At 70.3% G+C, this 17,571-nt stretch carries 2 protein-coding genes (both running past the window's edge); both read right to left on the bottom strand.

Annotated elements, in window-relative coordinates; all coding sequences use genetic code 11:
• Positions 1 to 3,930, bottom strand: the 5' portion of a protein-coding gene (locus tag OG257_RS32645) for a type I polyketide synthase (RefSeq protein ID WP_329213252.1). 24,384 nt of this gene lie to the left of the window's left edge; 3,930 of the gene's 28,314 nt are visible here — the first part of the coding sequence; the start codon lies at positions 3,928 to 3,930; the stop codon falls past the left edge of the window.
• A protein-coding gene (locus OG257_RS32640; protein ID WP_329213250.1) for a type I polyketide synthase crosses the window boundary here: on the bottom strand, positions 3,920 to 17,571 show its end. 17,713 nt of this gene lie beyond the right edge of the window; only the last 13,652 of its 31,365 coding nucleotides appear in the window; the start codon falls outside the window, past its right edge; its stop codon occupies positions 3,920 to 3,922. Before OG257_RS32640 ends, OG257_RS32645 begins: the two co-directional genes overlap by 11 nt.

The raw sequence follows: 17,571 nt of genomic DNA, 5'->3' as shown, positions 1-17,571 counted from the left end.
CAGCCCACGCCGCCGCAGACTCCGGGCCGCTTCCGGATCCATGGCCATCCCGGCCCCGGCCCACGGACCCCACGCCACCGACGTCCCCGGAAGCCCACGGTCGTGTCGGTGCTGCGTCCACGCGTCGAGGAAGGCGTTGCCGGCTGCGTACGCGCTCTGGCTGCCGCTGCCCCATGTGGCGGCGATCGAGGAGAACACCACGAACAGATCCAGCGGCAGATCCGCGGTCAGCTCGTCCAGCAGCACCGTGCCCTCGATCTTGGCACGCACCACGTCCGCGAACGCCGCAGCGTTCGTTTGCTCCAGCCCCTCCGTGTCGACGACCCCGGCCGCATGCACGATCCCGGCCAACGGCCACTGCTCCGGGACACCGGCGATCACCGCGGCCAGATCGTTCCGGTCGGCCACGTCGCAGGCGGCGACCGTGACCTGTGCGCCCAGCCCGGACAATTCCTCAACCAGGCCATCGGGTGCCACGCCACCACGGCTGGTCAGCACCAGATGCGGCACACCCCGGCCTGCCAGCCACCGCGCCACCTCCGCGCCCAATGCGCCCGTGCCACCGGTGACCAGGACGGTTCCCGAGGGCTGCCATCCCTCGCCGACCACAGCCGCCGGAACCGCACGAGCAAGCCTTCGGCCGTACACACCGGACCCACGTACCGCAACCTGGTCCTCGCTGCCACCGGCGGCCAAGACACTTACCAGCCGGGCACCGGCCCGGGCGTCCAGGACCTCGGGAAGGTCGATCAGACCGCCCCAGCGTTGCGGGAATTCCAGTGCCGCGACCCGGCCCAGACCCCACACCGCCGCCAGGTCCGGGCTCTCCAGCCGGTCCGAACCACCCACGGACACCGCACCACGCGTCAGCACCCACAACGGTGCCGTTACCTCGCTCAGGCCTTGCACCACGGCCAGCGTTTCCGCCCACCCCGACGCGGACAACACCACACCCGCCAGGTCAGGCAGACCCGACACCTCCTCGACCGGGACACTGACCACGGTCGCACCAGCCGAGGACAGGGCCTCGGACACCTCGGGGTCCTCGGTACCGACGACCGCCCACACACCGGTCAACACCGCCGACGACGACAAGCTGTCCAGCGGCTTCCACGTGACCCGGTAACGCCACGAATCGAGCGTCGACCGTTCCTGGTGACGCCGCCGCCACGCGGACAAGACCGGCAACGCCGACTCCAGACCTGCGAGTTCCTCCAGGTCCTCCCGCTCCACCGCATCCCAGAACGCCGCATCGACCAGATCACCGCCCGCCGCCTGAACGACCGGCTCCGGCCAGAACCGCTGCCGCTGGAAGGCGTACGTCGGCAGGTCGACGACCCCGCCGCCCCAGCCGGCGAACAGCTTCGTCCATGCGACGTCGACTCCGGACGTCCACAGACGACTGACCGCGCCCAAGGCGGTGTCCGTCTCGTCCCGGTCCTTGCGCAGGACGGGGATGAACTCCGCGCCTGCGACCGTCTCCTGGGCCATGCCCGACAACACGCCGTCCGGGCCCAGTTCCACGTACCGTGTCACGCCCATCGCTTCGAGCGCTGTGACGCCGTCGGCGAACCGCACCGGCTGCCGCACCTGGTTCAGCCAGTACTCCGGCTGCTGCATGACACCGGGTTCGGCGATCGCTCCGGTCAGGTTCGACACGACCGGGATTTCGGCCGGGTGGAAGGTCAGGCCGGCCAGGACGGTCGCGAACTCGTCCAGCATCGGTTCCATCAGCGCGGAGTGGAACGCGTGCGACACCGACAGCACGTTGAACCGCAGGCCCTGCTCGGCGCATTGGGCCGCGTACCGCTCAATGGCCTCGGTGGTGCCGGACAGGACTACGGAGTTCGGGCCGTTCACTGCCGCGATGTCCAAGCCGGAGTCCGCGACATCGGCTTCCGTGGCCTGGACGGCGAGCATGCCACCACCCTCGGGCAGCGCCTGCATCAGGCGGCCGCGCTCGGCGACCAGCACGCACGCATCGTCCAGGGACAGAATCCCGGCCACATGGGCCGCGCTGATCTCCCCCAGCGAGTGACCCAACAGCACGTCCGGGGTCACGCCCCACGACTCGACCAGACGGAACAGCGCGACTTCCAACGCGAACAGGCCGGCCTGGGCCCACACGGTGTGGTCCAGGTCGGTCCCGTCGGTCAGGACCCCGCGCAGCGGACGCTTCAGCCGAACGTCCAGCCGGGCACACACCGCATCGAACGCCTCGGCGAACACCGGGAACTGCTGGTACAGGCCCAGTCCCATGCCCGGACGCTGTGAGCCCTGGCCGGTGAAGAGGAACGCGGTCCGGCCCTCGACCGCGACACCGGTGGCGAGGGTCGTGTCCCCGGCCAGCACCGCACGATGCTCCAACGCCGCCCGCGTCGTCGCCAGCGACCGGCCCACGTCCACCGGATCCAACTCAGGCCGATCCGCCACGAACTCCCGCAGTCGCTCCACCTGCGCCCGCAACGCGTCCGCCGACTTCGCCGACACCACCCACGGCACCAGCCCGGGACGTATCGCCGACGGCTCGACGACCGGCTCCCGCTCGACGGACTCCGGGGCCTGCTCCAGAATCACATGCGCGTTCGTCCCGCTGATACCGAAGGCCGAGACACCCGCCCGCCGCGGACGGTCCACCGCAGGCCACGGACGCGGCTCGGTGAGCAACTCCACCGCACCCAACGACCAGTCCACGTGCTGCGACGGCTCGTCGACGTGCAGCGTCGCAGGCAGCACGCCGTGCCGCAGCGCCATGACCATCTTGATCACACCCGCGACACCGGCCGCAGACTGCGTGTGACCGATGTTCGACTTCACCGACCCCAGCCACAACGGCTCACCACCCTCGCCCCGGCTCCGGCCGTAGGTGAGCTGGAGCGCTTCCGCCTCGATCGGGTCGCCCAGCCGCGTTCCCGTCCCATGGGCCTCGACCACGTCCACGTCCGCACCCGTCAGCCGGGCGTTCGCGAGCGCCTGACGGATCACCCGCTGCTGCGACGGACCGTTCGGCGCAGACAGACCGTTGGACGCCCCGTCCTGGTTCACCGCGCTGCCCCGCACCACCGCGAGAATCTTGTGGCCGTTGCGCCGCGCGTCCGACAGCCGCTCCACCAGCAGCACACCGACGCCCTCGGACCACCCGGTGCCGTCCGCAGCCGTCGCGAACGACTTGCACCGGCCGTCCGAGGCGAGACCGCCCTGCTTGGCGAAGGCGCCGAACGAGCCGGGCGTCGCCATCACGGACACTCCGCCGACCAGCGCCATGCGGCACTCTCCCTGGCGGAGTGCGTGCGCGGCCAGGTGCAGTGCGACCAGCGACGAGGAACACGCCGTGTCCACGGTCACCGCGGGGCCTTCAAGGCCGAAGACGTAGGACACGCGGCCCGACAGGACGCTGCTGGCGCCACCGGTCAGGGCGAACGACTCGGCGTCCTCGGAGCCCTGATCGATCAGGCCGTAGCCGGAGGGCGAAGCCCCGATGAACACCCCCGTGGGCGTTCCGGCGAGCGAGCGCGGGTCGACCCCCGCCGTTTCGAACGCCTCCCACGCAGCCTCCAGCAGCAAGCGCTGCTGCGGGTCCATCGCGAGCGCTTCGCGCGGGCTGATGCCGAACAAGTCGGCGTCGAACAGGTCGGCGTCGTGGACGAAGCCGCCTCTGGGGGCGTACGTCTCGTGTCCTTGCTCCCGCTCGGATTGTTCCCAGCCGCGGTTGGCGGGGAAGTCCGTGATGGCGTCTCTGCCGGTGCTCACCAGGCGCCAGAAGCCATCGGGGTCGGCGACGTCTCCGGGGAGGCGGCAGCTCATGGCCACGATGGCGACCGGCTCGCTGTTCGCCGCCAGGATCTCCCGGTTCTGGGTGCGGAGCCGCTCGACCTCTTTGAGAGAGGTCCGCAGCGCTTCGACGATTCGGTCGGCCGAGTCAGCGGTCATTGGATTCTCCAGAACTGGCCTCGTGCCGTGCGGCGTCGAGCGCGATTTCGATAAGGGCTTCGGCGTCCAGGTCGTCCAGCGAGTCGAGCCTCTCGGTCGAGGAGGGCTCGACGGCGCCGGTAGGTTCCGCCAGTTTCAGCAACGTGTCCACGAGCCCGGCCTCCCGCAGCCGCTCGATCGGGATCGCGGCGAGGACGCCACGGATCTCGGCGTCACGGGTGTCGGAGGCGTCCGGTGCGGTCGGTTCCGGCATGAGCTCGGCGAGGAGCAGGTCGGCCACCGCCTGCAGCGAACGGAAGTTGAAGACGAGACTCACCGGGAAGCTCAAGCCCGTCTGCCGGTTGAGGTGATCGCGGAACTCGACGGCCATGAGGGAGTCGAACCCGAGGTCCTTGAACGCCTCGCCGGCTCCGATCGCGTTCGGATCACGGTGTCGCAGGACGGTCGCGGCCGTGGCCCGGACCATGTCCAGCAGGATCCGTTGACGTTGTCCGGCCGGAGCGTCCGCCAACCGCTGCCGCAACTCGGCACCGGCATTCGCCTCCGGCTCGTCGGCCGGAGCCGCTCCGGCGTTCAGGGCTTCGGCTGTTCCGGTGAACTCGTGGAGCAGCGGGCTGGGCCGTAGGAGTGTGAAGGCTTCGGCGAAGCGTGTCCAGTCGACGTCGGCGACCGTGAGGCTGCTGTCACCGTGGTCGACCGCCTCGGCCAGGGCCCGGATCGCCAGGGCCGGGTCCATCGGCAGCAACCCACGCCGGCGCAGACTTTGAGCCGCTTCCGGGTCCGCGGCCATTCCTGCCCCGGCCCACGGACCCCAGGCCACCGACGTGCCGGGAAGTCCTCGGTCGTGGCGGTGCTGTGTCCAGGCGTCGAGGAAGGCGTTGCCCGCCGCGTACGCCGACTGGCCGCCGCTGCCCCAAGTGGCGGCGATCGAGGAGAACACCACGAACAAGTCGAGTGGCAGATCCGCGGTCAGCTCGTCCAGGTGCTTGGTTCCGTCGACCTTGGCCCGAAGCACCGAGGCGAAGGCCTCGGGGGTGGCTTCCTCCAGCCGCTGCGGAACATCGAGACCGGCCGCGTGCACGACGCCGGTCAGCGGCCACTGCTCCGGAACACCAGCAATCACCGCGGCCAGGGCGTCGCGGTCGGCCACGTCGCAGGCGGCAACCGTGACCTGTGCGCCCAGCCCGGCCAGTTCCTCGGCCAGGCCTTCCGGTGCAACGCCCGATCGACTGGTCAGCAGCAGGTGCGGCACACCCCGAGCGGCCAGCCAACGGGCCACCTCCACGCCCAGGGCACCCGTACCACCCGTAACCAGCACGGTGCCGGACGAGTCCGGGTTCCACAGCGTGCCCGGCACCGCGCCAGACAGCGGACGAGCCAGCCGACGGCCGTACACCCCGGACTCGCGGACCGCGACCTGGTCCTCACCACCACCCGCAGCCAGGACCTGGACAAGCCGCTCGACGATCACCGAGTCCACGGCCTCGGGCAGGTCGATCAGACCACCCCAGCGTTGCGGGAACTCCAGTGCCGCCACGCGGCCCAGACCCCACACAGCGGCCAGGTCCGGATCGCCGAGCCGGTCCGAACCAACCACGGACACCGCACCACGCGTCACCACCCACAGCGGCGCCGTGACCTCACCCAACTCTTGAACCACGGCCAGCGTCTCCGCCCAACCGGACGCGGACAACACCACGCCCGCCAGGCCCGGCAGCCCAGGCACTTCCTCGACCGGGACACCCACCACGGTCGCGCCCGCGGCCTCCAACGCGGCGGACACCTCCGGGTCCTCGGTACCGACGACCGCCCACACACCGGTCAACACCGCCGACGACGACAAGCTGTCCAGCGGCTTCCACGCGACCCGATAGCGCCACGAATCGAGCATCGACCGTTCCTGGTGACGCTGTCGCCACGCAGACAAGGCCGGCAACGCCGACTCCAGACCCGCGAGTTCCTCCAAGTCCTCCCGCTCCACCGCATCCCAGAACGCCGCATCCACCAGCTCACCGCCACCGCCCGCAGCGGACGTCAGCGATAGCTCCGGCCAGAACCGCTCCCGCTGGAACGCATACGTCGGAAGATCAACGGCCCTGCCGCCCCAACCGGCGAACAGCGCCGACCAGTCGATGCCGGCGCCGGACGTCCACAGGCGGCCGGCCGCCGTGAGCGCCGTGTCGACCTCGTCTCGGTTCTTGCGCAGTACCGGCACGAACTCCGCTTCTGCCCTGGCCTCTTGAGCCATGGCGGACAGAATTCCGTCCGGACCGATCTCCACGTAACGACTGACACCGAGTTCTGCGGTGGCCGCGAGGCCCTCGGCGAAACGGACAGCCTGACGGACCTGACCGAGCCAGTATCGGGGCTCCTGCATCAGGCCCGGTTCGGCCACCGAACCCGTCAGGTTCGACACGACCGGGATCTGCGCCGGGCGGAACGTAAGACCGTCCAGAACCCTGGCGAACTCCTCGAGCATCGGTTCCATCAAGGCCGAATGGAACGCGTGCGACACCGACAGAACGTTGAACCGCAGGCCGCGGGCCGCGCACTCGGCCGCGTACCGCTCAATGGCTTCGGTGGCGCCGGACAGGACCACGGAGCTCGGCCCGTTGACTGCGGCGATGTCCAGGCCGGAGTCCGCGACGTCGGCTTCGGTGGCCTGTACGGCAAGCATGCCACCGCCGGCGGGCAGGGCCTGCATGAGCCGGCCCCGTTCGGCAACCAGGACACATGCGTCGTCCAGGTCGAGGATGCCTGCCACGTGCGCGGCGGTGATCTCGCCCAAGGAATGACCCAGCAGGACGTCCGGGGTGACGCCCCAGGACTCGACGAGCCGGAACAGTGCGACTTCGAGGGCGAACAGGCCGGCCTGGGCCCACATGGTGTGGTCGAGGTCGGTCCCGTCAGCCAGGACGTCGGGCAGCGGGTGTTCCAGCCGGACGTCGAGCCGGGCACAGACCGCGTCGAACGCCTCGGCGAACACCGGGAACGCCTCGTACAGGGCCAGGCCCATGCCGGCGCGTTGCGAGCCCTGGCCGGTGAACAGGAACGCGGTCCGACCCTCGGCGGCCGCACCCGCGGCAAGCACGTCGCCGCCGGATGACAGCACCATGCGATGCTCCAGCGCGGCACGCGTCGTCGCCAGCGACCAGCCGACATCCACCGGATCCAGCTCGGGCCGCTCGGCTACGAACGACCACAACCGCTCCACCTGCGCCCGCAGCGCGGGCTCGGACTTCGCCGACACGACCCACGGCACCAGCCCCGGCGCCTTCGGCGTCACATCGAGCGCTGCGGGTTCGGACTCCGGAGCCTGCTCGAGGATCACATGCGCGTTGGTACCGCTGATGCCGAACGACGACACCGCGGCGCGGCGCGGACGGCCCGTCTCGGGCCAGGGACGCGCCTCGGTGAGCAGCTCCACCGCGCCCGTCGACCAGTCCACCTGCGGCGACGGCTCATCCACATGCAGCGTCGCCGGGAGCGCACCGTGCTGCAGCGCCATCACCATCTTGATCACACCGGCCGCACCCGCGGCCACTTGCGTATGACCGATGTTCGACTTCACCGACCCCAGCCACAACGGCTCGCCGCTCTCACCTCGCTCCTGGCCGTAGGTGGCCAGCAGCGCCTGCGCCTCGATCGGGTCACCCAGCCGCGTGCCGGTACCGTGCGCCTCCACCGCGTCGATGTCGGCGCCGGTGAGCCGTGCGTTGGCCAGTGCCTGGCGGATGACCCGCTGCTGGGACGGTCCGTTCGGCGCCGTAAGGCCGTTGGACGCGCCGTCCTGGTTCACTGCGCTGCCCCGCACCACGGCGAGAATCTTGTGGCCGTTGCGCTCGGCGTCCGACAGCCGCTCCACCAGCAGCACACCGACGCCCTCGCCCCAGCCCGTCCCGTCCGCTGCAGCCGCGAACGACTTGCAGCGGCCATCGGCGGCCAGCCCGTCCTGCCGGTCGAACTCCGCGAACATGCCTGGCGTGACCATCACCGTCACACCGCCGACGAGAGCGAGTTCGCACTCACCGGCGCGGAGCGCCTGCCCCGCCCAGTGCAACGCCACCAGGGAGGACGAGCATGCCGTGTCCACAGTGACGGCCGGACCTTCCAGCCCGAACACATAGGCGACTCGACCGGAAATCACACTCGGCGCGTTGCCGGTCAGGAGGTGCCCGTCTGCGCCCAGCGCTCCAGGGACGCTGTATCCGGACGACGAGGCCCCCGCGAACACACCCACGCTGCGGCCCCGCAGAGAACGCGGGTCCATTCCCGCCGACTCGAACGTCTCCCACGCGGCCTCCAGCAGCAACCGCTGCTGCGGGTCCATGGCGACGGCCTCGCGCGGCGAGATGTTGAACAAGGCGGGATCGAACCGGTCCACATCATGAACAAATCCGCCCAAGCCGGCGGCACCGCCGGGGACCTCGGCCGGCCAGCCGCGATTCGCCGGGAACGCCGACATACCGTCCACCCCGCCGGTGACCAGGTCCCACAGCTGGTCGGGGGACGTGACCTCGCCCGGGAACCGGCACGCCATACCCACGATCGCCAGTGGTTCGTCGAGTGGCACAACCCGGGCCGGCGAGGTCGGCACCGGCTCCTGAGCGCCGAAGAATTGCTGGGCCAGGTAATCGCTCAGCACGGCCGGGTTGGGGTAGTCGAACACCAGAGTTGCCGCCAGCCGCAGGCCGGTGGCTGCGGTCAGCCGGTTGCGGAGCTCGACCGCGGTGAGCGAGTCGAAGCCCAGGTCCTTGAACGCCTGACGCTCACCGACCGCATCGGCCGAAACATGCCCCAGCACGGTAGCGGCGCTGCCGCGCACCAACTCCAGCAGCATCGGCAGCCGCCGGCCCTCGGAAACCGACCGCAGCCGCTGGACCAACGCCAGACCGGTACCGGACGCCTGCGCAACCCCACGCCGCACCCGGCCCGACACCAGACCACGCAGCAACGCCGGAACCTCACCGGCCGCCCGCACAGCCGCCAGATCCAGATTCACCGGCACCAACTGCGCCTCCGCACGGCCCAGCGCAAGGTCGAACAACGACAGCGCCTGCTCCGTAGGCAGCCCCCGTACGAGCCGGTCCTGCAGATGACCGGTCATCGCACTGGCCTGCTGCCACATGTCCCAGGCGAGGGAAAGGCCCGGCAGGCCCTCCGCACGGCGGCGGACGGCGAGGGCGTCGAGGTAGGCGTTGGCGGCCGAATAGTTGGCCTGTCCGGGAGTACCGAACGTCGCCGACGCCGAGGAGTAGAGGACGAACATGGCGAGGTCGGTGTCGCGGGTCAGTTCGTCGAGGTTCGTGGCGGCGGTGGCCTTGGCCCGTAGGACGGTTTCGAGGCGTTCTTGGGTGAGGGCGGTGAACACACCGTCGTCGAGGACGCCGGCGGCGTGGACGACGCCGGTCAGGGGAGCCTCGGTGGGGATGGTCGCGAGGACGGCTGCGAGGGCGTCGCGGTCTGCGGCGTCGCAGGCCACGACATCCACCACGGCCCCGGCTTCCTGCAGCGTGTCCACCAGATCCGTTGCGCCGGGGGCGTCAGAGCCCTGGCGGGAGAGCAGGAGAAGGTGTCGGATGCCGTGTTCGGTGACCAGGTGGCGGGCGAGGAGTCCGCCGAGGGTGCCGGTGCCGCCGGTGATCAGTACGGTGCCGTCGGGGTTCGGGCGGGCGGGGAGTGACAGGACGTTCTTACCGATGTGCTTGGCCTGCGCCATGTGACGCCAGGCGGTGACCGCTTGGCGCACATCCCACACGGTTAGCGGCAGGGGTTCGAGCACACCCTGCTCGAACAGTGCGACGACCTCGCCAAGGATCTGGCCCATGCGCTCCGGACCGGCTTCCGCCAGGTCGAACGCGAAGTACGGGACGTCGAGACCGGCGCGTACATCGGTCTTGCCCATCTCGACGAATCGGCCGCCCGGTGTCAGCAGGCGTAGTGAGGCGTCCACGAACTCGCCTGCGAGGGAGTTGAGGACGACGTCGATGCCCTGGTCGCCCGTCGCGGTGCGGATCCGCTCCTCGAAGTCGAGGTCACGGGAGGACGCGATCCTTGCGGGGTCAACTCCGTTGGCGATGAGAGTGGGCCACTTGCCGGGGCTGGCGGTGGCGAACACCTCCAGCCCCCAGTGCCGGGCCAACTGCACCGCGGCCATCCCGACGCCGCCGGCGGCAGCGTGGATCAGTACCGACTCACCAGCCCTGACCTCGGCCAGATCCTGCAGCCCGTACCAGGCCGTCGCGAACACCAGCGGAACTGCTGCCGCCTGCGCCCACGACCAGCCCACCGGAACCTTCACGATCAGTTCCCGGCCGGCCACCGCCTCCGCAGCGAAACCCCCGTCGAAGAACCCGAACACCCGATCCCCGACGGCGAGATCGTCGACACCGGGACCGGTTTCCACGACCACACCGGCCGCTTCCGAACCCATCGTTCCCGGCTCCGGATACATCCCCAGCCCCAGGAGCACGTCACGGAAGTTCACACCCGCAGCACGAACCTCGACACGCACCTGGCCGGTTTCCAGCGGCAACGTGCCGACGGTTTCGATGTGGAGAGACTCCAGCGTGCCGTCCGTCCCGGGCAGCAGGTGCCAGTTGTGGTCCGGCAGCACCAGACCACCGCCCCCGCCGGCCCGGGCCAGCCGGGGTACCAGCAGTGCACCGCCGCGGATAGCTACCTGCGGCTCGTCGACACCTGCCAGCAGCGCCAGATCCACGTCCTGTTCCTCGGTGGCAGGGTCGGTGTCGACCAGGACGATCCGTTCCGGGTGCTCCGACTGTGCCGAGCGCACCAGGCCCCGCACCGCCGCACCCACCGGGTCGACGGCTTGACCGGCATCGGCCGGGACCGCGCCGCGGGTCAGCACCACCAGGCGTGAGCCGAACGTGCCCTCGTCCGCCAGCCACTCCTGCACACCGTGCAGGACCTCACCCAGCACCTGCTCCACCGAACCGTCACCGGCCGCCGGCAGCACGGTCCATGCCGGAGCCTCCGCCGTTTCGCCGGAAGCGGCGGCACCCGGAGGCAAAGTCACCCACTCCACCGCGAACAAGGCGTCACCGGCATGCCCGGCCGACGACAACTGCTCCGCCGACACTGCCCGCGACACCAGGGAACGGACGATCGCGACGGGCGCACCGGTCCCGTCGGCCGCCCGGACGGTGATCCCTTCGCCCTCCGGGCGGATCGCCACCCGCAGCGCCGTTGCCCCGACCGCGAAGAGTTCCACACCCGACCACGCGAACGGCAACCGCGGCCCGGCAGTCTCGGTGCCGTTGCTGGGGATCAGGCCGGAGGGGTGGAGTGCGGCGTCGAACAGGGCGGGATGAATACCGAACCCGTCCGCCGACTCCGCGACCGTGACCTCCGCGTACACACCGGACGCGTCGCGCCAGGCCGCCTGCACACCCTGGAACACCGGGCCGTAGCCGAAACCCACCCCGGCCAACGCCTCGTAGAACCCGTCGACATCCACCGCGTCCGCACTCTGCGGAGGCCACACACTCAGATCGAAGTCAGCCTCCGAACCGGCCTGTTCAGCCAGCGAGCCGGACGCGTGCAGCGTCCACTCGTCCGTGCCCTCGGCACGGGCGTGGACGTGGACCGGCCGGTCGCCCGACGGGTCCGGGTCCTCGACCCGCACCTGAACCTGGACACCACCCGACTCCGGCAGCACCAGCGGCGCCTGCAGCACCAACTCCCGCAGCAAACCGCAACCCACCTCCTGGCCTGCCCGCAGCACCATCTCCACCAACGCGGCACCAGGGACCACAATGCGGCCCAGTACGAGGTGGTCGGACAGCCACGGCTGGGCGTCCACCGACAGCAAGCCGGTCAGAAGAGTTCCGGCCCTCTCGGCCAACGAGACAACTGTCTCCAGCAGCGCATGTCCGGATGCGAACTGACCGGTCCCACTTGGCAGTGACTGCGGCCAGTACCGCTGGCGCTGGAACGCGTAAGTGGGCAGCGGGACTTGACGGCCGGTGAGCACCCTAGACCAGTCCACGTCGACGCCGGCCGCCCATGCCTCGCCCAGGGAGGACAGGACGCGCCGCATCCCGCCCTCACCACGCCTCAGCGTGCCCAGCACCACAGCCTCGACACCAGCCGAGTCAACAGTCTCCTCAACGCCCACCGTCAACACCGGGTGCGCGCTGACCTCGATGAACGTGCGCATGCCCCGTTCGAGGAGGGAACGGACCGCGGTCTCGAACTGGACCGTGGAGCGAAGGTTGTCGAACCAGTACTGGGCGTCGAGATCACCGTTGACAGCGTCACCGGTCAGCGTGGAGAGCATCGGAACCGCACCGGCAGCCGGGGACAACCCGGCCAGATCTGCAAGGATCCGCTCCCGCAGCTGGTCCATCCGCTGCGAGTGGGAGGCGTAGTCCACCGGGATCCGGCGTGTGCGGATTCCCCGCTGTTCGCACTCGGCCATGAGCTCGTCGAGAGCCTCGGCGTCGCCGGAGACCACGGTGGAGGACGGGCCATTCACCGCCGCCACCGACACCCGGTCCGACGTCAGCTCCTCGACCGTCCCGAGCCCGGCCGCGACGGACACCATGCCTCCGCCGCCGGCCACAGCCACCAGTGCCTTCGACCGCAACGCCACAACCCGGGCCGCGTCGTCCAGCGAAAGCCAGCCCGCCACACACGCAGCGGCGATCTCACCCTGCGAATGACCCACGACCGCGGACGGCACCACACCCGCAGACCGCCACACCTCCGCCAGAGCGACCATGACCGCCCACAGCACCGGCTGGATCACGTCCACCCGGCCCACATCACCGTCATGCAGGACGACGTCGGTCAGCGACCAGTCCACAAACGGGGCCAGTGCCGTCTCGCACTCGGTCAGCCGCTCGCGGAACACAGGGGAGGTGTCCCACAGCTCGCGGGCCATGCCCACCCACTGCGACCCCTGGCCCGGGAACACGAACACCACACCGCCAGGACCCGCGACAGACCCGACGGCCGTGGTCAGGGAGGCCAACAGCTCGTCCCGGCTCTCCCCCACCACCATCGCACGATGCTCCAGCGCCGCCCGAGTCGTCGCCAGCGACCAGCCCACATCCACCGGATCCAGCTCAGCATCGCCCGCGACATACGCCCCGAGCCGCTCCACCTGCGACCGCAGCGCCGCCTCGGACTTCGCCGACACCACCCACGCCGACACACCCGAAGCCGGAGCTGCCGGAACCCGCACCGGAACCCCAGGCGACGCCTGCTCCAGAATCACGTGCGCATTCGTGCCCGACATCCCGAACGACGACACCGCCGCACGCCGCGGACGATCCACCTCAGGCCACGGACGGGACTCCGTAAGAAGCTCCACCGCACCCGCCGACCAGTCCACCTCCGGCGACGGCTCATCCACATGCAACGTCGCAGGCAGGACGCCGTGCCGTAGCGCCATCACCATCTTGATCACACCCGCGATGCCTGCCGCGGACTGCGTGTGGCCGATGTTCGACTTCACCGACCCCAGCCACAGCGGCTCGTTGCCGTCGCGGTCCTGGCCGTAGGTGGCCAGCAGCGCCTGTGCCTCGATCGGGTCGCCCAGCCGCGTGCCGGTCCCGTGCGCCTCGACCGCGTCGATGTCGGCGCCGGTGAGCCGTGCGTTGGCCAGTGCCTGTCGGATGACCCGCTGCTGCGACGGACCGTTCGGCGCGGTCAGACCGTTACTCGCACCGTCCTGGTTGATGGCACTGCCGCGCACCACCGCCAGTACCTGGTGCCCGTTGCGCTCGGCGTCCGACAGCCGCTCCAGCATCACCAGACCGACGCCCTCGGACCATCCCGTCCCGTCGGCCGCCGCGGAGAACGCCTTGCACCGGCCGTCACCGGCCAGCCCGTCCTGCCGGTCGAACTCGATGAACGCGCCCGGCGTGGCCATCACCGTCACACCACCGGCCAACGCCATGTCGCACTCGCCGCTGTGCAACGCCTGCGCCGCCAGGTGCAGGGCCACCAACGACGAGGAACACGCCGTATCCACCGTCACCGCAGGACCTTCGAGCCCGAACGTGTACGAAAGGCGGCCCGAAATGACGCTGCTCGCCGTACCGGTCAACATGTGCCCTTCGGCACCCGGTATCCCTGCCGCCCCGTACCCGGACGAGGCCGCACCGGCAAAAACGCCCACGCTCCGACCGCGGAACGCACGCGGATCCATGCCTGCCGACTCGAACGTCTCCCAGGCCGCCTCCAGCAGCAGCCTCTGCTGCGGGTCCATGGCAAGGGCCTCACGAGGGCTGATCTCGAACAGCCCGGCGTCGAAGCTGTCCGCGCCCTGGACGAACCCGCCCAGTCGCACCATGTCAGCAAGCGCCGGCCAGCCGCGGTCGAGAGGGAACGGCGAGATGCCGTCCATCCCGTCGGCGACGAGGTTCCACAGCTGGTCGGGGGAAGCAACTTCCCCCGGGAACCGGCACGCCATACCCACGATCGCCAGCGGCTCGTCGTTCCGGTCCGCCGTAACCTGCCGCGCCGCGACCGGCTCCAACTCGCCGAAGAACTGCTGAGCCAAGTACTCGCACAGCACGGCCGGGTTGGGGTAGTCGAACGCCAGCGTCGCGGGCAGCCGCAGGCCGGTGGCGGCGGTCAGCCGGTTGCGCAGTTCCACCGCGGTGAGCGAGTCGAAGCCCAGGTCCTTAAAGGCCTGACGCTCACCGATCGCGTCGGCCGAAGCATGCCCCAGTACCGTGGCGGCGCTGCCGCGCACCAACTCCAGAAGCGCCTGAAGCCGTTGGGCCTCGGGAACGGACCGCAGCCGCTGCATGAGCGCCAGCCCGGTACCGGACGCCTGCGCGACCGCACGCCTCACCCGCCCGGCGACCAGACCACGCAACAGGGCAGGCACCTCACCGGCAGCCCGAATCCCGGCCAGGTCGAGATTGACCGGCACCAGGTGTGCCGTCGGGCGTGTCAGGGCTGCATCAAAGAGGGCGAGGCCTTGCTCGGTGGCCAGCCCTCGCCCGAGCTGGTCCTGCAGATGACCGGTCATCGCGCTGGCCTGCTGCCACATGTCCCAGGCGAGGGAGAGGCCGGGGAGGCCTTCGGTGCGGCGGTGGGTGGCGAGGGCGTCGAGGTAGGCGTTGGCGGCGGAGTAGTTGGCCTGGCCGGGAGTGCCGAAGGTCGCCGATGCCGAGGAGTAGAGGACGAACATGGCGAGGTCGGTGTCGCGGGTCAGTTCGTCGAGGTTCGCGGCGGCGGTGGCCTTGGCCCGCAGTACGGTTTCCAGGCGTTCCTGGGTGAGGGCGGTGAAGATGCCGTCGTCGAGGACACCCGCCGCGTGGACAACGCCGGTCAGCGGGGCATCCTGCGGAATCTGTGCGAGGACGGCTGTGAGGGCGTCGCGGTCGGCGGCGTCGCAGGCCACGATCCGTGTCTGCGCGCCGAGTTCGGAGAGATCTGCGACCAAATCGGATGTGCCGGGGGCGTCGGGGCCCTGGCGGGAGAGCAGGAGGAGGTGCCGGATGCCGTGTTGGGTGGCGAGGTGACGGGCGAGGAGTCCGCCGAGGGTGCCGGTGCCTCCGGTGATCAGTACGGTGCCGTCGGGGTTCGGGCGCGCGGGGAGGGTCAGGACGTTCTTACCGATGTGCTTGGCCTGTGCCATGTGGCGCCAGGCGGTAACCGCTTGACGTACGTCCCACACGGTCAGCGGCAGGGGTTCGAGCACTCCTTGTTCGAAGAGGGCGACGACCTCGGCGAGGATCCGGCCCATGCGTTCGGTGCCTGCGTCGGTGAGGTCGAACGCGAAGTACGGGACGTCGAGACCTGCGCGGACGTCAGCCTTGCCCATCTCGATGAATCGGCCGCCCGGTGTCAGAAGGCGTAGTGAGGCGTCTACGAAGTCGCCTGCCAGGGAGTTGAGGACGACGTCGATGCCACGGCTGCCCGTCGCGGTCCTGATCCGCTCCTCGAAGTCGAGGTCACGGGAGGACGCGATCCTTGCGGGGTCGACTCCGTTGGCGGTGAGAGTGGGCCACTTGCCGGGGCTGGCGGTGGCGAACACCTCCAGTCCCCAGTGCCGGGCCAGCTGCACCGCGGCCATCCCGACGCCGCCGGCGGCAGCGTGGATCAGTACCGACTCACCGGCCCTGACCCCGGCCAGGTCCCGCAGCCCGTACCAGGCCGTCGCGAACACCAGCGGTACTGCTGCCGCCTGCGCCCACGACCAGCCCACCGGAACCTTCACGATCAGTTCCCGGCCGGCCACCGCCTCGGCAGCGAACCCGCCGTCGAAGAACCCGAACACCCGGTCCCCGACAGCGAGGTCGTCGACACCGGGACCGGTTTCCACGACCACACCGGCCGCTTCCGAACCCATCGTGCCGGGCTCCGGGTACATCCCCAGCCCGAGGAGTACGTCACGGAAGTTCACGCCTGCCGCACGGACCTCGATCCGTACCTGGCCGTTCCCCAGAGGCAACGTGCCGGCTGCCTCGATGTGGAGAGACTCCAGCGTGCCGTCCGTCCCGGGCAGCAGGTGCCAGTTGTGGTCCGGCAGCACCAGCCCACCGCCCCCGGCCCGGGTCAGACGGGGCACCAGCAGTGCACCGCCGCGGATAGCTACCTGCGGCTCGTCGACACCTGCCAGCAGCGCAACATCTAGTTGCTCTTCGGTGGCAGGGTCGGTGTCGATCAGCACGATCCGGTCCGGGTGCTCCGACTGCGCCGAGCGCACCAGACCCCACACCGCCGCACCCACCACATCGACCGCACCGGAACCAGCCGGAACCGCGCCCCGAGTCACCACTGCCAGACGTGAACCGAACGTGCCCTCGTCCGCCAACCACTCCTGCACACCGTGCAGGACCTCACCCAGCACCTGCTCCACCGGGCCGTCACCGGCCGCCAGCACCTTCCACGCCGGAACCTCCGCTGGCTCGCCGGAAACAGCAGCACCCGGCGACACCTCGACCCACTCCACCGCGAACAGCGCGTCATCGTCACGTCCGGCCGACGACAACTGATCCGCCGACACCGCCCGCGACACCAGAGAGCGGACGACGGCGACCGGCGCACCGGTGCCGTCAGCAGCCTGAAGGGTGATGCCCTCGCCCTCGGGGCGGATCGCCACCCGGAGAGTGGTCGCCCCGACCGCGAACAGCTCCACACCCGACCACGCGAACGGCAGTCGCGGCCCGGCAGTCTCGGTGCCGTTGCTGAGGATCAGGCCGGAAGGGTGGAGCGCGGCGTCGAACAGGGCGGGATGAATACCGAACCCGTCCGCCGACTCCGCGATCGTGACCTCTGCGTAGACACCGGACGCGTCGCGCCAGGCCGCCTGGACACCCTGGAACACCGGGCCGTAACCGAAGCCCGCGTCGGCCAACGCCTCGTAGAACCCGTCGACGTCCACCGCGTCCGCACCCTGAGGCGGCCACACACTCAGATCGAAGTCAGCCTCCGAACCGGCCTGTTCAGCCAGCGAGCCGGACGCGTGCAGCGTCCACTCGTCCGTGCCCTCGGCACGGGCGTGGATGTGGACCGGCCGGTCGCCCGAGGCGTCCGGGTCCTCGACCCGCACCTGAACCTGGACACCACCGGACTCCGGCAGCACCAGCGGCGCCCGCAGAACGAGTTCCCGGACCAGACCGCAGCCCACCTCCTGACCGGCCCGCAGCACCA

This window comes from Streptomyces sp. NBC_00683 (assembly GCF_036226745.1).
GTDB lineage: Bacteria > Actinomycetota > Actinomycetes > Streptomycetales > Streptomycetaceae > Streptomyces.
Note: the sequence above shows the minus strand (reverse complement) of the source record. Positions and strands in the feature narration are given on the sequence as shown.